At 69.6% G+C, this 16,499-nt stretch carries 15 protein-coding genes; 3 read left to right on the forward strand and 12 right to left on the reverse strand.

Annotated elements, in window-relative coordinates; translation table 11 throughout:
* The 3 genes from ACFE87_RS23205 to ACFE87_RS23215 all read right to left on the reverse strand — a co-directional run.
* On the reverse strand, positions 1 to 189 hold a 189-nt coding region (locus tag ACFE87_RS23205; protein ID WP_375462030.1), incomplete at its 3' end, for a hypothetical protein.
* A gap of 225 nt (positions 190 to 414) precedes the next feature.
* A complete protein-coding gene (locus tag ACFE87_RS23210) occupies positions 415 to 1,917 on the reverse strand; it encodes an ammonium transporter (protein WP_375462031.1) in 1,503 nt (500 codons plus the stop codon).
* 28 nt (positions 1,918 to 1,945) lie between these two features.
* Positions 1,946 to 2,284 (reverse strand): P-II family nitrogen regulator, encoded by a 339-nt coding sequence (locus tag ACFE87_RS23215; RefSeq protein ID WP_375462032.1) that lies wholly within the window; start codon positions 2,282 to 2,284, stop codon positions 1,946 to 1,948.
* Positions 2,285 to 2,578: 294 nt separating this feature from the next.
* Here ACFE87_RS23215 and ACFE87_RS23220 point away from each other — a divergent pair, with 294 nt between their 5' ends.
* Complete coding sequence (locus tag ACFE87_RS23220; RefSeq protein ID WP_375462033.1) at positions 2,579 to 3,850, forward strand: FAD-dependent monooxygenase; 1,272 nt, start codon at positions 2,579 to 2,581, stop codon at positions 3,848 to 3,850.
* On the opposite strand, the gene ACFE87_RS23225 is transcribed toward ACFE87_RS23220, so the two are convergent.
* The 9 genes from ACFE87_RS23225 to ACFE87_RS23265 all read right to left on the reverse strand — a co-directional run bounded on the left by ACFE87_RS23225 (position 3,828) and on the right by ACFE87_RS23265 (position 14,830).
* Positions 3,828 to 5,105, reverse strand: coding sequence for a phosphopentomutase (locus ACFE87_RS23225; RefSeq protein WP_375462044.1), 1,278 nt, complete (start codon positions 5,103 to 5,105; stop codon positions 3,828 to 3,830). The two genes, ACFE87_RS23220 and ACFE87_RS23225, sit on opposite strands and share 23 nt — an antisense overlap.
* 5 nt (positions 5,106 to 5,110) lie before the next feature.
* Entirely contained in the window at positions 5,111 to 6,754 is a 1,644-nt protein-coding gene (locus ACFE87_RS23230; RefSeq protein ID WP_375462034.1) for an ABC transporter ATP-binding protein, read from the reverse strand.
* Positions 6,751 to 7,185 carry a type II toxin-antitoxin system VapC family toxin gene (locus ACFE87_RS23235; RefSeq protein ID WP_375462035.1) on the reverse strand — a complete coding sequence of 145 codons (435 nt, stop codon included), beginning with the start codon at positions 7,183 to 7,185 and terminating at the stop codon, positions 6,751 to 6,753. Before ACFE87_RS23235 ends, ACFE87_RS23230 begins: the two co-directional genes overlap by 4 nt.
* On the reverse strand, positions 7,158 to 7,439 hold the full coding sequence (locus ACFE87_RS23240) for a hypothetical protein (RefSeq protein ID WP_375462036.1): 282 nt from the start codon (positions 7,437 to 7,439) through the stop codon (positions 7,158 to 7,160). The genes ACFE87_RS23235 and ACFE87_RS23240 overlap by 28 nt, the downstream gene beginning before the upstream one ends.
* Before the next feature lie 21 nt (positions 7,440 to 7,460).
* Entirely contained in the window at positions 7,461 to 8,660 is a 1,200-nt protein-coding gene (locus tag ACFE87_RS23245; RefSeq protein ID WP_375462037.1) for an ABC transporter permease, read from the reverse strand.
* Positions 8,657 to 9,847 (reverse strand): microcin C ABC transporter permease YejB, encoded by a 1,191-nt coding sequence (locus ACFE87_RS23250; protein ID WP_375462038.1) that lies wholly within the window; start codon positions 9,845 to 9,847, stop codon positions 8,657 to 8,659. Before ACFE87_RS23250 ends, ACFE87_RS23245 begins: the two co-directional genes overlap by 4 nt.
* Positions 9,848 to 9,897: 50 nt before the next feature.
* The gene (locus ACFE87_RS23255) at positions 9,898 to 11,751 is read right to left on the reverse strand and encodes an extracellular solute-binding protein (protein WP_375462039.1); all 1,854 of its coding nucleotides are present in this window, start codon (positions 11,749 to 11,751) and stop codon (positions 9,898 to 9,900) included.
* A gap of 164 nt (positions 11,752 to 11,915) precedes the next feature.
* Complete coding sequence (locus ACFE87_RS23260; RefSeq protein WP_375462040.1) at positions 11,916 to 13,829, reverse strand: extracellular solute-binding protein; 1,914 nt, start codon at positions 13,827 to 13,829, stop codon at positions 11,916 to 11,918.
* Between the two features lie 62 nt (positions 13,830 to 13,891).
* Complete coding sequence (locus ACFE87_RS23265) at positions 13,892 to 14,830, reverse strand: c-type cytochrome (RefSeq protein ID WP_375462041.1); 939 nt, start codon at positions 14,828 to 14,830, stop codon at positions 13,892 to 13,894.
* Positions 14,831 to 15,068: 238 nt separating this feature from the next.
* Here ACFE87_RS23265 and ACFE87_RS23270 point away from each other — a divergent pair, with 238 nt between their 5' ends.
* Together ACFE87_RS23270 and ACFE87_RS23275 are read left to right on the forward strand one after the other, a co-directional pair.
* Positions 15,069 to 15,809 (forward strand): 3-deoxy-manno-octulosonate cytidylyltransferase, encoded by a 741-nt coding sequence (locus tag ACFE87_RS23270; protein WP_375462042.1) that lies wholly within the window; start codon positions 15,069 to 15,071, stop codon positions 15,807 to 15,809.
* The coding region (locus ACFE87_RS23275; protein WP_375462043.1) for a prephenate dehydratase at positions 15,806 to 16,499 on the forward strand (694 nt) is incomplete at its 3' end. The genes ACFE87_RS23270 and ACFE87_RS23275, both read left to right, overlap by 4 nt.

Consider the following 16,499-nt stretch of genomic DNA (forward strand, 5'->3'; position numbering starts at 1 on the left):
GGCCGGGGCCGGGGCCGGGGCCGCTTTCGGAGCCGGCGCGGCCGGCTTCGTCTCCGGTGCCCCGGCTGCGGGCGGCGCTCCGGGCGCCGGCTGGGCGCCCGCCGGCAAGCCGGACAGGAGCGCGGCGGGGAGCGCCACGCCGGCCATGAGCAGCATGCGGATGGCGGCCTGAACAGGTGATCTGGTCATGAGTTTCGCTCGTCGTCGCGACCGCCACCCCGGGATGGTCCGGTCTTCGCCCGGGAGGCCCGGGTCAGCCGAATCGATGCCCGTTCCTGTGCTGTTTCCAGTCTGAACGCGGGATGTCGGCAACGTGCAGGCGAGCGATCGGGTCGGGAGACCTTCCGGGAGGGCGTTGAAACGAAAAAGGGCCCCGGCTTGCGCCGGGGCCTGGTTCAGACGGCGGAGAACCGCTCAGTAATTGTAGGCGCGCTCGCCGTGATCGGTGAGGTCGAGCCCCTCGCGCTCCTCCTCCTGGGTGACCCGGAGGCCGAGGACGACATCCACCACCTTGTACAGGATGGCCGAACCGATGCCCGACCAGAGCAGCGTCACGCCGACCGCCTTGAACTGCGCCCAGACCTGGGTCGCCATGGCGTAGTCGCCGGGTGAAGCCGAGCCGGGCTTGGCGACATAGTCCACGAGGCCGACGCCGCCGAGCGACGGCGCGACCAGGATACCGGTCGCCAGCGCGCCGATGATGCCGCCCATGCAGTGGATACCGAAGACGTCGAGCGAGTCGTCGTAGCCGAAGGCATTCTTCACGCCCGAGCAGAAGCCGTAGCAGACCACGCCCGAGACGAGGCCGAGCACCAGCGAGCCCATCGGACCCGCGAAGCCGGAGGCCGGCGTCACCGCGACGAGACCCGCGATCGCACCCGATACGAGGCCGAGCAGCGAGGGCTTCCCCTTGCCGCCCCATTCCACGAAGAGCCAGGCCAGCGCCGCCGCACAGGTCGCCACGAAGGTGTTCAGCATGGCGAGCGCCGTCGTGCCGTTCGCCTCGAGATTGGATCCGGCATTGAAGCCGAACCAGCCGACCCACAGGAGGGCGGCGCCGATCATGGTCATGGTCAGCGAATGCGGGGCGAGGAGGTCGCGGCCGTAGCCGACCCGCTTGCCGAGCAGAAGGCAGCCCACGAGCCCGGCGATGCCCGCATTGATGTGCACGACCGTACCGCCCGCGAAGTCGAGCGCGCCCCAGCCGTAGATGAGGCCCGCATCCCCGATCGTGTCGTCGAGCTTCGTCTTGGCCGCGGCGTCGGCGGCGTTGGCCGCGACCGCCTTGGCGGCATCCGCGATCGCGTCCGGGCCGGCCCAGTACCAGACCATGTGGGCCATCGGGAAGTAGATGAAGGTGAGCCAGAGCGCGATGAACAGGATCAGCGCGGAGAACCGGATGCGCTCGACGATGGCGCCGACGATCAGCGCGGGCGTGATCATCGCGAAGGTCATCTGGAAGCAGATGAAGACGTATTCGGGAATGACGACGCCGTTCGAGAACGTGGCGACCGTGCTTTCCCCGGTGACGCCCTTCAGGAACACCTTCGAGAAGCCGCCGACGAAGCTGTTCAGGCCGGCGCCGTTGGTGAAGGCGAGCGAGTAGCCGTAGATCACCCAGATCAGCCCGGCGAGGCAGACGATCGCGAAGACCTGCGTCAGCACGGACAGCATGTTCTTGGTGCGCACGAGGCCGCCATAGAACAGCGCGAGCCCGGGCACGGACATCATCAGCACGAGCGCCGAAGAGGTCAGCATCCAGGCCGTGTCGCCCTTGTTCGGCACGGGAAGGGCAGCCGCCGCGGCAGCTGCGGCGTCGGGCTGGGGAGCCGGCGTTTGCGCCAGCGCCGCGCCCGCGATGAGACACAGCGCAGCCCCCGCGGTGAGGCAGGCTGCGAGCCTTGGACGAGACGTCATCAAGCGTACTCCAATCGGAAGGTTGGGTTCAAAGGGCATCGTTGTCGGTTTCGCCGGTGCGGATCCGGACCGCCTGCTCGATCGGCATGACGAAGATCTTGCCGTCGCCGATCTGTCCGGTCCTTGCCGCGTTCGAGATCGCCTCGATCGCCTGGGACACGAATTCGGACGCGACCGCGACCTCGATCTTCAGCTTCGGCAGGAAGCTGACCGCGTATTCGGCCCCACGGTAGATCTCCGTATGGCCCTTCTGGCGCCCGTAACCCTTGACCTCGGTGACGGTGAGCCCGTGCACCCCGAGCGCCGTGAGCGCGTCCCGAACCTCCTCAAGCTTGAACGGCTTGATGATCGCCATCACGATTTTCATCGAGTTCCTGCCCCGCTGCCCCGGCCACGTGCCGGTACCCGCCGCGACATGCGATGGCCGCGGATTGCGCTGTCCGTTTCAAGCCGCATGCCAACCTGACCGAGCGTCCGGCCTCGCCTCGCGGGTCGCGGCCCCGGCCCTGGATCAGCCACAATCCTGCTCGCGATCGACCTTTCCTGCCTACGGAATAGGCAGAGCGGTTGCGAACCGTAGCCGCACCGACCGGGCACGTGCGACGGCTGACCCCGAGGAGGCCGGCTTGACGCGTTCGCGTCGGGGCGCAACGACTCGCGAATGCCCAACTCCACGGCGCCATCGCGGCCAGCCCGATCGAGACCTCCCGCCTGGCGCATCCTGATCGCAGGCGGCGGCATCCCGAGCCTCACGCTCGGGCTCGCCCTGCGGCAGGGCGCCGGCGAGGCCGCCGAGGTCACGATCGTCGATCCCGGCCGGACCGGCCGCGCCCCGGACATGCGGGCCTATGCGATCTCGCCCGCCGCGATGCGGATGTTCGGCGCGCTCGGCGTCGGCGAGGCGCTCCGGTTGCGGGCTCAGCCCATCACCGCGATGTCGATCACCGATAGCCGGGCCGCGGACGTGGTCCGGCCCGAATACCTCGCCTTCGAGGCCGAGGACCGCGACGCGCCGCTCGGATTCATGCTGGAGAGCGCCGTCCTGACCGATGCGCTGGGTTCGGCGGCGCGCAATGCCGGAGTGAGGTTCGAGACGGGAACCGTCACCTCGCTCGAAGCGGCCCCGGGCGAGATCCGGGTGGGAGGCCCGCACGGGGAATCCCGGCCGGTCGCGCTGCTGGTCGCGGCCGATGGCGCCCGCTCGCGCCTGCGCGAGGCGGCCGGGATCGGCTGGACCGGGCGGCGCTACCGGCAATCGGCGCTGGTCGCGACGATCGCGCATGAGCGCCCGCATGGCGGCCGCGCCGTGCAGCATTTCCTGCCTGGCGGGCCCTTCGCGATCCTGCCCCTTGCCGGAGGCGGTACGAACCTGCCGCACCGCTCCTCGATCGTCTGGACCGAGATGGAGGACGAAGCGCGCGCGCTCGCCGCCGCTCCGGCCGGCCTGGCGTTGCCGGCCGTCGAGGCGCGGTTCGGACACGTGCTGGGCGCGATCGTGCTGGAAACCCGGCTCCAGGCCGTCCCGCTCTCGGTCGGCCTCGCACGAGGCTTCGTTGCGAACCGCATCGCGCTGCTCGGAGACGCGGCGCACGAAATCCATCCGCTCGCCGGCCAGGGCCTCAACCTGGGCCTGGCCGACGCGGCGTCCCTTGCGGAGCACGTCGTCGATGCCATCCGGCTCGGGCTCGATCCGGCCGGGACCGACGTGTTGCGCGCCTACGAGCGCGACCGCCGCTTCGACGCCGTGGCGCTGGCCGGCGTCACCGACGCGCTGAACCGCCTTTTCTCGAATGACAGCCTGCCGATCCGGGCGCTCCGCGATCTCGGGCTCGGGATCGTCGACCGGGCGCCTGGACTGAAGGGACTCTTCGCCCGCGGGGCCTCGGGCGAAACCCGGCGGGCGCCGCGGCTCATGCGCGGCGAGGCGCTCTGAGCAGGGCCTGGAACGAGGCCCCGGCACCCGTACCCTCGATGCCGAGATGCTCGGCGAGCGTCGCCCCGAGATCGGCGAAGCTCGACCTCGACCCGAGCGGCCCCGGCACGATCCGGGGCCCGAAGGCCAGCACCGGCACCTGCTCCCGCGTGTGGTCGGTGCCCCGGAAGGTCGGATCGTTGCCGTGGTCGGCCGTGACGATGCAGAGGTCGCCCGGCCGGAGCGCGGCCACGATCTCGGGCAGGCGCAGGTCGAAGGCCTCGAGCGCCGCGGCGTAGCCCGGCACGTCGCGCCGATGGCCATGCTCGGTGTCGAAATCGACCAGGTTCGCGAAGCAGAAGCCGCCCGGCGCGAGCGAGGCGATGGTCGAGAGCAGCGCCGCGATACCGGCCATGTTGTCCTTCGTCTTCACCTCCCGGCCGGTCGCCCGGTGGGCGAAGATGTCGCCGACCTTGCCGATGGTGACGACCTCGCGCCCTGCCGCATGTAGCCGGTCGAGCAGCGTCGGCCCGGGCGGCTCGACGGCGAAGTCGCGCCGATTGGCGGTGCGGCGGAATCCCGCCTCGGGCGAGCCGGTGAAGGGCCGGGCGATGACCCGGCCGATCCGGTAGGGGTCGCAGAGCCGGCGGGCGACGAGGCAGGTCTTGAGGAGCCGCTCGAGCCCGAACCGCTCCTCGTGCGCAGCGATCTGGAGCACGCTGTCGATCGAGGTGTAGCAGATCGGCCGGCCGCTCCTCAGATGCTCGGCCCCTAGCTCGTCGATAATGGCGGTGCCCGACGCGTGCCGGTCGCCGAGGATCCCGGGCAGGCCGGCCTCCGCCACCAGCGCCCGGACGAAGTCGGGCGGGAAGGCCGGCTCGGTGTCCGGGAAATAGCCCCAGGCGAACCCGACCGGCAGACCGGCAATCTCCCAATGGCCGGAGGGCGTATCCTTGCCGCGCGAGCGTTCGCGCGCCGGGCCCCACGCGGCGCGGGGCGCTTCGACCGGTTCCAGGCCAGGGGGCACGCGGCCCGTGGCAGCCTTGCAGGCGAGGCCGAGGCCGAGGCTCGCGAGGTGCGGCAGCGCGAGCGGCCCGGCCCGCAACCCCTCGCGATCGCCGAGCCCGGCGGCGCAGGCCTCGGCGATATGGCCGACCGTGTCCGCGCCGGCGTCGCCGTATTCCGCCGCATCCGGAGCCCCGCCAATCCCGACCGAGTCGAGGACGATCAGGAACGCGCGGCCGGTGCCGGGCCGGAAAGGAGAGCGGCCGTCGATCGGCGTTACTCCCGCACCACACCCGCCGCGTCGACGGCTTCGAGCCCGAACGCCGCCGCGAACAGGGCCTTCGTGTAGGGTTGCTCGGGATGCTCGAAGATCCGGGACGCGGGACCCTCCTCGACGACCTTGCCGTCCTGCATGACGAGGACGTGGTTCGCGAGCGCCCGCACGACCCGCAAATCGTGGCTGATGAAGACGTAGGCGAGCTTCCGCTCGAGTTGCAGCCGCCGCAGCAGATCGACGATCTGGGCCTGGACGGACTGGTCGAGCGCAGAGGTCGGCTCGTCGAGAACGACGAGCTTCGGGTCGAGCGCCATGGCGCGCGCGATCGCGATGCGCTGGCGCTGGCCGCCGGAGAATTCGTGCGGGTAGCGGTCCATGGTGGCGGGGTCGAGCCCGACATCGTGCAGCGCGCGGGCCACCACGTCCCGGCGCTCGGTCCGGCCGAGGCGCTTCCGTTGGACCAAAAGGCCCTCCGCGACGATCTCGGCTACGGACATTCGGGGCGAGAGCGAGCCGTAGGGGTCCTGGAAGACGATCTGCATCTCGCGGCGAAGCGGTCGCAGCGTCTTGGCCGCAAGTTCGTCGATGCGCTGCCCGAGGATCACGATCGGGCCTTCCGACCGGGTCAGGCGGAGGAGGGCCAGCCCCAGCGTCGTCTTGCCCGAGCCGGACTCGCCGACGATGCCCAGCGTCTCGCCCTCCTGCACGGTGACCGAGACGCCGTCGACGGCCTTCACATGTCCGACCGTGCGGCGCAGGAAGCCGCGCCGGATCGGGAAATGGACCTTGATCGGCCCCGCATCGACCAGGATCTGCGCCCCTTTCGCGACCGGGTTGGCGCGACCCTTGGGCTCGGCCGCGAGCAGGCGCCGGGTGTAATCATGCTGCGGTCGGGCGAAGATCTCCGCCACCGCTCCCGCTTCGACGATCCGGCCGCCCTGCATGACGCAGACCCGGTCGGCGATCTTTCGGACGATGCCGAGGTCGTGGGTGATGAACAGCATCGCCATGCCGAGCCGGGCCTTGAGGTCGGCGAGGAGCCGCAGGATCTGCGCCTGGACCGTGACGTCGAGCGCGGTCGTCGGCTCGTCGGCGATGAAGAGGTCGGGCTCGTTCGCGAGCGCCATCGCGATCATCACGCGCTGGCGCTGCCCGCCCGAGAGCTGGTGCGGATAGGATTCGAGCCGGCTCTCCGGATCCCGGATGCCGACGAGGTCCAGCAGTTCCAGCACCCGCCTGCGGGCATCCCGCCGCGACAGGCCGCGGTGAAGCGTCAGGATCTCGCCGACCTGCGTGACCACCGTGTGGAGCGGGTTCAGCGACGTCATGGGTTCCTGGAACACCATGCTGACGTCGTCGCCCCGCACCTTCTGCATCTCGGGCTCGCCGAGCGGCAGGAGATCCCGGCCGCGGAACAGGATCCGTCCGGAGGGGTGGTGGGCCGCCGGATAGGGCAGGAGCTTGAGAACGGAGAGCGCCGTCACAGACTTGCCCGACCCGGATTCGCCGACGAGCGCCACCGTTTCGCGCGGCGCGACGTCGAACGAGACACGGTCGACCGCGAGGCTGTCGACCGGCTTGCCGTCGGCCCCGCGGGACCGGAAGGCGACGCAGAGGTCCTGGACGGAGAGGAGGGGCGTCACGACTTCGCCAAGGACGCGAGATCGAGCGGCTGAGCAAACGGATCGAGGCGTCTCATGCCGCTCGGGATGAAGAGACGCTGGTCGCGCGAGAGTAGAATGGAGCAGGGCGTCAGCGCGGCTGTCGCGACATGAATCGCATCAGGCAGTTTCATGCTCGAGACGGCGCGCAAACGTGCTGCCCGCTCCAGCACGCCGCGGGTAACCGGCTCCACCGCCAAGCTCACGGTCTGAGAGAACAGCGCATGATAGAAGTCGACAAGATCCAAGTCATTGCTCCGAAAAGGCGCAACAAGAACTTCGCTCACCGTGATCTCGCTCGTGATGAAGCGGGGCGAATCCTGGCTCGACATCAGCAGCGCGTGTGCGAGAGCGGTTCCGCCAAGCCCGAGTTCGAAAGTTCCGATCAGGACGTTGGAGTCGACGTAGAGCAAGGTCCTAGCCATGGCTCGAGATCGCCCCCATCACGCAACGCCCTCACATAGGCGACGACGTCGTCGCCGTCCCGAAACCTCGACGGATGCGTGCGCGTGCGCCTGTACGTCTCGATGATATCTATGAGGCTGCTCGGGGTCCTGCCCGGATCGGGACGCCCCACGATTTCGACGCGACCCTCCGGATCGAAGTCGTTCTGCAGCTCTGGCGGGAGACTCGATACGGGGACGATCTTCCTGACGATCTCGTTCATCGCTGCCTCTCTATCGTCACCCTACGCGAAGGTCTTCCGCGGGTCGAACGCATCGCGCACCGCTTCGCCGGCGAAGATCAGGAGCGACAGCATCGTGGCGATGACCACGAAGCCGGCGAGGCCGAGCCAAGGGGCCTGGAGGTTGGCCTTGCCCTGGGCGAGAAGCTCTCCGAGCGAGGGCGAGCCCGGCGGCAGGCCGAAGCCAAGGAAGTCGAGCGAAGTCAGGGTCGCGATCGAGCCGTTCAGGATGAAGGGCAGGAAGGTCAGGGTCGCGACCATGGCGTTCGGCAGGAGGTGCCGAAACATGATGGTCGCGTTGGACAGGCCGAGCGCGCGCGCCGCCCGGACATATTCGAAGTTCCGCCCGCGCAGGAACTCGGCCCGGACGACGCCGACGAGCGACACCCAGGAGAAGAGGAGCAGGATCCCGAGCAGCACGAAGAAGGACGGCGTGATGATCGCCGCGATGATGATCAGGAGATAGAGCGACGGAATCGCCGTCCAGATCTCGATCACGCGCTGGAAGATGAGGTCGGTCCAGCCGCCGAAATAACCCTGCACGGCGCCCGCCAGCACGCCGATCACCGACGAGATCAGCGCGAGCGCGAGCCCGAACAGGACGGAGAGCCGGAAGCCGTAGATCAGCCGGGCGACGACGTCGCGGGCCTGGTCGTCGGTGCCGAGCCAGTTCGGCTCGAGATCGCTGCATCCGGAGCCCGACCGGCCCCCCGTCGCCTTCTCGGCCGCGGCCCGGCATTGCTCGTCGGAGAGCCGCCAGGTCGGGGGCGAGGGCGCCGGGACCGGAAGGTCGAGATTGTGGGTGTGGTAGGAGAAGCGGACCGGCGGCCAGATCGCCCAGCCGTTCTCGCGCAACTCCTTCGCGATCACCGGGTCGCGGTAATCGGTAACGGCCAGGAAGCCGCCGAACTTCTCCTCAGGGTAGTCCCGCACGATCGGGAAGATCAGCTCGCCCTTGTAGCTCGCCACGATCGGGCGATCGTTCGCCAGGAACTCGGCGAAGAGGCTGACGACGAACAGGGCGATGAACAGCCAGAAGGACCAGAACCCGCGCCGGTTGGCGGCAAAATTCCGCCAGCGGCGCCGGTTCATCGGCGAGAGGCGAACGAAGCCCTCGCGCGGGAGCGGCGGCGCGGTGGGCGCCGCCGCGGGCGAGGCGAGCGGGACGCGGTCGAGCTCGGGTTGGGCGAGGGCGGTGGTCACGCGTCCCTCGTCTCGAAATCGATGCGCGGGTCGATCCAGGTGTAGATCAGGTCCGACAGGAGGTTCACCAGGAGCCCGACGAGGGAGAAGATGTAGAGCGTCGCGAAGACGACCGGGTAGTCGCGGTTGACGATGGATTCGAAGGAGAGGAGCCCGAGCCCGTCGAGCGAGAAGATCTGCTCGATCAGGAGCGAGCCGGCGAAGAAGGCCCCGATGAAGGCGGCCGGGAATCCCGCCACCACGATCAGCATCGCGTTGCGGAAGACGTGGCCGTAGAGGACCTGCCTCTCCGACAGCCCCTTCATGCGCGCCGTCAGGACGTATTGCTTGCGGATCTCGTCCAGGAAGGAGTTCTTGGTGAGGAGCGCCGTGATGGCGAAGGCGCCGAGCGCCATCGCCGTGATCGGCAGCGCGATGTGCCAGAGATAGTCGGGCAGGATCGTGCCGAGGCATTGCGCGAGGTCGAAGCCGGCATGCGGCCGGAACGGGAACCAGCCGGCGAAGCCGACCCAGACGACCGGCGCGCACGCCGCCCCGCTGAGGCCCTCCGACAGCAGGCCCTTCAACGGGAAAACCTGCCAGAAGGAGCCGCCGGCGAAGAGGACGATGAGCAGGATCGCAAAGAGGAAGCCCGGGATCGCGTAGCCGACGATGACGAGTCCCGACGTCCATACGTCGAAGGCCGAGCCTTCCCGCACCGCCTTGTGGATGCCGAGCGGGATCGAGATCGCGTAGGACAGGAGCGTCATCCAGAGGCCGAGCGTGATCGAGACGGGCAGCTTCTCGCCGATGAGCTGCAGCACCGAGACGTCGCGGAAGAAGCTCTTGCCGAAATCGAAGAGCGCGTAATCCCGGATCATCTTCAGGAAGCGCTCGTGGGCGGGCTTGTCGAAGCCGAACTGCTCCTCGAGCCGCTTGATGAAAGTGGGATCCAGCCCCTGAGCGCCGCGATAGCGCGAGGACGATGCGCCGCCAGCAGGCCCGGGCGCCCGCGCCGTCCCGCCCCCGATATCGCCACCCCCGCCCGAGACGCGCGACATGGCCCCGGGATCGGTGCCCTGGAGCTGCGCCAGGATGCGCTCGATCGGCCCCCCCGGCGCGAATTGCACGATCACGAAGGAGATCAGCATGATCCCGAGGATCGTCGGGATCATCAGCAGAAGGCGGCGGAGGATATAGGCCGCCACTTAACGCCCGCCCTCCCCTGCCGTAACGGGCGGATGTCGCCGAACCCCCATCACCCGCGACCAATCCGACGGGCCTTGTCGGCATCGTACCACCAGGTCTGCGGCGCCCCGAGCTCGTAGCGCGGCGGGGTCGGCGGGTGGCCGAAGATGTCCCAATAGGCGAGCGGGTGGCTGCCGCGATACCACATCGGCACCCAATAGCGGCCGGCCCGGAGCACGCGGTCGAGGGCGCGGCAGGCGGTGGTGAGGGCGGGTCGGGTCTCGGCCGAGACGATGGTCTCCACCAGGGCGTCGATCGCCGGGTCGGAGAAGCCGGCAAGGTTCGGTGAACCCCGGGTCGCGGCCGCGATCGAGCCGAAGACCTGCCGGATCGCCTCGCCCGGCGTCGCCGAGTTCGAGTAGCGCCGGACCGTCATGTCGAAATCGAACTCTTCGGTGCGGCGCTGGTATTGCGCGGCATCGACGATGCGCGAGGTCGCCTGGATTCCGAGCAGGGCGAGGTTCTTGATGAAGGGCTGCGTGTGGGGCTGCAGCACGGGCTGGAAATCCAGGAACTCGATCGTGAGCGCCTCGCCCGAGGGCAGCTTCAGCACACCGCCGTCGCGCCGGCAGCCGGCCTGCTGCAGCAATTCGCTGGCGCGACGCAGCAGCGCCCGGTCCTGGCCCGACCCGTCGCTCGCAGGCGGCGAATACGGTTCCGCGAAGACCGAATCCGGCACGCGGCCGCGGAACGGCGCCAACAAGGCGGCCTCCTCTGCCGATGGAGGACCCTCGGCCTTGAGCGGCGAATTCTCGAAATAGGAGGCCGTGCGGGTATAGGCCCCGTACATGATGGTCTTGTTGACCCACTCGAAATCGAAGGCGAGCGAGATCGCCTCCCGCACCCGGGGGTCGGCGAAGCGGGGCCGGCGGAGGTTGAAGAACCAGCCCTGCATGCCGGACGGGGTCTCGTCCGGCACGATCTCGCGTTTGACCTTGCCCTCGGTCATGGCCGGGAAATCGTAGCCCGTCGCCCAGATCCGGGCCGTGAACTCCTCCCGGAACGTGAAGCTGCCGGCCTTGAAGGCCTCGAAGGCGACCTGCCGGTCGCGGAAATACTCGTAGCGGACCTCGTCGAAATTGTGCTGGCCGCGGTTCACGGGGAGCCCGGCGGCCCAGTAATCCCGCACCCGGTCGAAGGCAATGAAGCGGCCCTGTTCGAATCGGCCGACCCGGTAGGGACCGGAGCCGAGCGGTGGATCGAGGGTCGATGCCTCGAAATCGCGCCCGCTCCAGGATCGCTCGGAGAAGATCGGCAGCAGGGCCGCGACCAGCGGAAGGTCGCGCGCGCGCTCCGGCGCGAAGGTGACCCGGACCACATCCTCGCCCTCCGCCGCCGCGCCCTCGACGAAGCGTAGCGCCTGCGAAATGATCGGGTGGCCCTTGGCCTTGAGCAGGTTGATCGAGAACGCGACGTCGACCGGCGTGAGGCGCGAGCCGTCGTGGAACCGGGCCTCCGGCCGCAGCAGGAACCGGTAGGTCAGCCCGTCCGGGCTCGCCCGGACCGTCCTGGCGACGAGGCCGTAGACGGCGTCGGGCTCGTCCCAGGCCCTCGCCATCAGGCTGTCGAAGGTCAGCGGCATCCCGGCCGCGCCATCCCCCTTGAGCACGTAGATGTTCAGGGTGTTGAACGTGTCGAAATTCTGGTTCCCGGCCGTCGTCGTGATCTGGTTCGAGAACACGCCCCCCTTCGGCGCGTCGGGCCGGACATAGTCGAAATGCGGGAAATCGGCCGGGTATTTCAGGTCGCCGAAGATGGACAAGCCGTGCGGTTCGGCATCCGCGGCCCTGGCGGGCCGAGGGAGCGCGGTGGCGAGGGAAGCCGCAGCGAGTCCGGAGATGATTGCACGCCGATGGACGCGCACCTCCCCTCCTCCTTGCGGGGAGGGGTCGGGGGTGGGGGGCGGTGAGGAGGCACCTCCATCGGTTCCACCTGTCGGACCCCCACCCCGGGCGGCGCTTCGCGCCTGCTCGGCCCTCCCCGCAAAGGGGAGGGTAGCGCGCGCTGGAAAACGGGAGCGTGGCCGCCTCACCGCGGCGCGCCGGTCTTGGCCAGCTTGGCCTCGTCGGACCACCAGATCGTCGGGAAGCCGGACCCGCCGAGCGGGAGCGTGCCGGGACGGCCGAACCGGTCCCAGCGGGCGGTGCGGGTGACGCGCGAGGACCATTGCGGCACGACGTAGTCGTGGGCGAGGAGCACCCGGTCGAGCGCCCGGGTCGCGGCGACGAGTTCCTCGCGGTCGGCCGCGAAGATGATGCGGTCGATGAGGGAATCGACCGCCGGATCCTTGATGCCGGCGAGGTTGCGCGAGCCCGGCCGGTCCGCTCCCGAGGAGCCAAAGAAGTCGCGCTGCTCGTTGCCGGGCGAGAGCGATTGCGGCCACACGGCCGTCGTCATGTCGAAATCGAAGGACCGGATCCGGTTCTGGTACTGGGCGGCGTCGACGATGCGGAGCTCGATCGCGATGCCGATCCGCTCCAGCGCCTGCCGGTAAGGGAGGACGTAGCGCTCGGCATTCTGGTCGAAGCCGATGAACTCGGCCCGGAACGCTTCGCCGCCGGCCTTCGGCACGAGCTGGCGCCCCTTCAGCTCGTAGCCGGCCTCGCCCAGGAGCCGCAAAGCCTCGCGCAGATTCGTCCGCACCGATTCGGGCGAGCCGTAGACCGGGTTCGTGTAGGGCGTCGTGAAGACCGCGGCCGGCACCTTGCCGCGCAGGCCTTCCAGGATCTCGAGCTCCTTGCCGGCCGGGAGACCGGAGGAGGCGAGTTCGGTCCCGTAGAAATAGGAGTTGATGCGCTCGTAGAGCCCGAAGAACAGCGTGCGGTTCGTGTCCTCGAAATCGAAGGCGAGGTTGAAGGCGCGGCGCACGCGGGGATCGGCGAAGCGGGGCCGGCGCAGGTTGAAAACGAAGGCCTGCATCACGCCGGAATTCCGGACCGGGAACTGCTCGAGCAGGACACGGCCTTCAGCCTTGGCGGGGAAATCGTAGCCGGTCGACCATTGCCGGGCGGAGTTCTCGGTCCGGTAATCGAGCCGGTCACCCTTGAAGGCCTCGAGCAGCACCGTGCCGTCGCGGAAATACTCGTAGCGGATCTCGCGAAAATTATGCTGGCCGCGGAGCACGTTCAGATCGCGCGCCCAGAAATCAGGCACCTGTTCGTAGAGCGCGTAGCGGCCGGGCTCGAAGCTCTTGATCCGGTACGGCCCGGACCCGACCGGCGGCTCGAGCGTGGTCTGGGTCGGGTCGCGCCGCGTGCCGTTCGGTCCCGTCCCGGTCCACCAATGCTTCGGCAGAACCGGAAGCTGCCCGACGATCTGCGGCAATTCGCGATTGCCCTTCTCGGAGAAGGTGAAGGTGACGGCGCGCTCGCCGCTCGGCTCCGCCCGGACCACGTTCTGGTAGTAGAAGGCGTAGAAGGGGCTCGTCGCCTTCAGGGTCTCGAAGGAGAAGATGACGTCCGCGGCCGTGATCGGGCGCCCGTCATGGAACCGGGCCGCCGGATTGAGCCGGTAGGTCACGGAGGAACGGTCCTCCGGATAGCTGACCGCATCCGCGATGAGCCCGTATTCGGTCGAGACCTCGTCATCCGCCGCCAGCATCAGCGTGTCGTGCAGGAGCGAGCCGATCCCGCCCTCGAGTTCGCCCCGCACGCCGGCCGTGAACAGGTTGAAATTGTCGAACGTGCCCTGCGCGCCGAGCCGGACGAGGCCGCCCTTCGGCGCGTCGGGCCGGACATAGTCGAAATGCGGGAAGCCCGGCGGGTATTTCGGCTCGCCGAGAAGCGACAGTCCGTGCCGCCAGCGAGGCTCCTCAGCGGCGGCTCGACCCGCTCCGCCGGTGGGCAGAGCCGCGGCGGACGCGCCGGCGGCCAGCAAAACCCGTCGTGTCAGGCCATTGCCGAGCACCCGTCTCTCCCTGTCAGCAGTCTCGGGAGAGAGCATGGCACGAACACGACGCCTTGCGCACGCTCCGCTCCGCGACCTCCTGCCTCAACGGCAGCCGGTCACGGCTGGCGCCCGGGAGCCGACGAGTCGCGCCCGGTCTGCGAGGGCGGCGCGGGCTGTCCTGCGGCAGGCGCGTTCGACGGAGCGGCCGTGGGCGAGCCCGAGCCGGTCGGCGCGGTCCCGGTCGGGGCCGCGCCGGTCGCAGGAGGCTGCGGCTGGTTCGGCGTCGTCGTCTGGACCTGAGGCGTCGCCGGCTGCGGCTGCCCCTGGACCGGGGCCGGCCCGGGCTCGACCCGCTGACCCGGCATGGGCGGCGAGGGCCGCTGCTCGGTCTGGGACGGACCCGGCGCACCACCGGCGGCCGGAGCCCCGGTCGCGGCGGCCGGCTGCGCCGTCGCCTCGGGGAACGGGACGGGGCTGTCCGAGAGCGACCTCAGATAAGCGAGGACGTCGGCGCGTTCCTTCGGGCTGGAGATGCCCGCAAAGGCCATGATCGTTCCGGGGGCATAGCCCTTCGGGTTGGCCAGGAAGCCGTCGAGATCGTCGTAGCTCCACTCGCCGCCCTTACCCTTCAGAGCGGCCGAGTAGGCGAAGCCCTGATGCGCGGCCTTGGCGTGACCGACGACGCCGTAGAGATTCGGGCCGATCTTGTTCGGGCCGCCCTTCTCGAAGACGTGGCAGGCCGAGCATTTCTTGGCCGCGCTCGCGCCCTTGCCGGCATCCGCGCTCGCGAGCCGGATCGGGAGCGGTTCGGCCTGCGCCTGCTGGTCGCTGGCCCCGCCTGGCGCTGCGGCCTCCGGCGCCGGCAGGTCATAGCCCGGGACCACAGGACGTTTCGGCGTGTAGAGGATGCCGGAGAATACGTTCAGGCCCATGGCCAGGAGGCAGGAGCCCAGGATCGCGCCGGTGATCTTGTTCCAGAACAGCGGATCGTCGTCACCGAGTTTTGTCGGACCGCCGGGATTGCCACCCTGTCCGGCGAGATCACCCGAAGCCATGCTGAAGTCCCTGCATCCCAACAACCGACGGCGGCCTACGGCCGCCCATGCCCGTCGGGTGCTTAGCCGCATTTCCGCCGCGTTGACAACGCGGCAGGGCGCGAACCGGTCCGACGCGTCGTCGCATGTGGGAAGCCCCTCTCCACACGAGGACCGACGACGTCGCCTCGCCATGACAAGCCCGTGCGCCGCTGCTAGAGCGCCCGCCTCGTCCTTTCCGCCCGCACCGTCCCGCCCGATGTCCGAACCGCTCGTCCTGATCCCGGCCCGGATGCAGGCCACCCGGCTGCCCGGGAAGCCGCTCGCCCTGATCGCGGGCGAGCCGATGATCGTTCATGTCTGGCGCCGGGCCGTGGAGGCCGGGATCGGCGCGGTCGCGGTCGCGACGGATGCGCCCGAGGTGGCCGAGGCCGTCGCCCGCGCCGGCGGGCGGGCGGTGCTGACCCGGGCCGACCATCCTTCGGGCTCCGACCGGATCGCGGAGGCCGCGGCGCTGCTCGACCCCGAGGGGCTACACGACATCATCGTCAACGTGCAGGGCGACTTCCCGACCATCCGGCCGGACAGCATCGCGGCGGTCGTCGGGCCGTTGGCGGACGCGGCCGTCGACATCGCGACGCTCGCCTTCGCGATCACCCGGGACGAGGAGCGGACCCATCCGGACGTCGTGAAGGCGATCGGGACGGAGATCGCGCCGAACCGACTCCGGGCGCTCTATTTCACCCGCGCGACCGCGCCCTGGGGCGAGGGCGCGCTGCTGCATCACGTCGGGCTCTACGCCTATCGCCGGGCTGCGCTCGCCCGCTTCGTCGCGCTGCCGCCCTCGCCGCTCGAGCTGCGGGAGCGGCTCGAGCAGCTGCGGGCGCTGGAGGCCGGGATGCGGATCGACATCGTCGTCGTCGAGGACCAGCCCTTCGGCGTCGACAACCCGGACCACCTGGAACGGGCCCGCCGCATCCTGGAGCAGCATTCGTCGTGAAGATCTCATTCCAGGGCGAGCGGGGCGCGAATTCCGAGATCGCCTGCCAGGAAGCCCGGCCGGACTACGAGCCGCTGCCCTGCCCGACCTTCGAGGACGCTTTCGCGGCCGTGACGGACGGCGAGGCCGATCTCGCCATGATCCCGATCGAGAACTCGATCGCGGGCCGGGTCGCCGACATCCACCACCTGCTGCCGACCTCCGGCCTGCATATCGTGGGCGAGCATTTCCTGCCGATCCACTTCCAGCTTCTCGCCATCCCGGGCACGGCGCTGGAGGAGATCCGGACGCTGCACAGCCACATCCACGCGCTCGGCCAATGCCGGAAGATCATCCGCCGGCTCGGCGTGAAGGCGGTGGTCGCGGGCGACACGGCGGGCTCGGCCCGCGAGATCCGCGATGCCGGCGACAGCACCCGCGGCTCGCTCGCGCCCCGGCTTGCCGCTGAGGTCTACGGTCTCGACATCCTGGCCGAGGATGTCGAGGACGAGGCCCACAACACGACCCGCTTCATCATCCTCTCCCGGGAAGAGGCGCCGGCCGAGGCCGGCTCGGGCGATCTCGTGACGAGCTTCGTCTTCCGGGTCCGCAACCTGCCGGCGGCGCTCTACAAGGCACTCGGCGGCTTCGCGACCAACGGCGTCAACATGACGAAGCTCGAATCCTACATGGTCGAGGGCCAGTTCACGG

This window comes from uncultured Enterovirga sp., from assembly GCF_964242715.1.
GTDB lineage: Bacteria > Pseudomonadota > Alphaproteobacteria > Rhizobiales > Beijerinckiaceae > Enterovirga.

Bases quoted from the DNA above. Each gene is read 5' to 3' on its own strand.
- ACFE87_RS23210 (WP_375462031.1), bottom strand. From the start codon at position 1,917: ATGACGTCTCGTCCAAGGCTCGCAGCCTGCCTCACCGCGGGGGCTGCG.
- ACFE87_RS23215 (WP_375462032.1), bottom strand. From the start codon at position 2,284: ATGAAAATCGTGATGGCGATCATCAAGCCGTTCAAGCTTGAGGAGGTT.
- ACFE87_RS23220 (WP_375462033.1), top strand. From the start codon at position 2,579: ATGCCCAACTCCACGGCGCCATCGCGGCCAGCCCGATCGAGACCTCCC.
- ACFE87_RS23240 (WP_375462036.1), bottom strand. From the start codon at position 7,439: ATGAACGAGATCGTCAGGAAGATCGTCCCCGTATCGAGTCTCCCGCCA.
- ACFE87_RS23260 (WP_375462040.1), bottom strand. From the start codon at position 13,829: ATGCTCTCTCCCGAGACTGCTGACAGGGAGAGACGGGTGCTCGGCAAT.
- ACFE87_RS23265 (WP_375462041.1), bottom strand. From the start codon at position 14,830: ATGGCTTCGGGTGATCTCGCCGGACAGGGTGGCAATCCCGGCGGTCCG.
- ACFE87_RS23270 (WP_375462042.1), top strand. From the start codon at position 15,069: ATGTCCGAACCGCTCGTCCTGATCCCGGCCCGGATGCAGGCCACCCGG.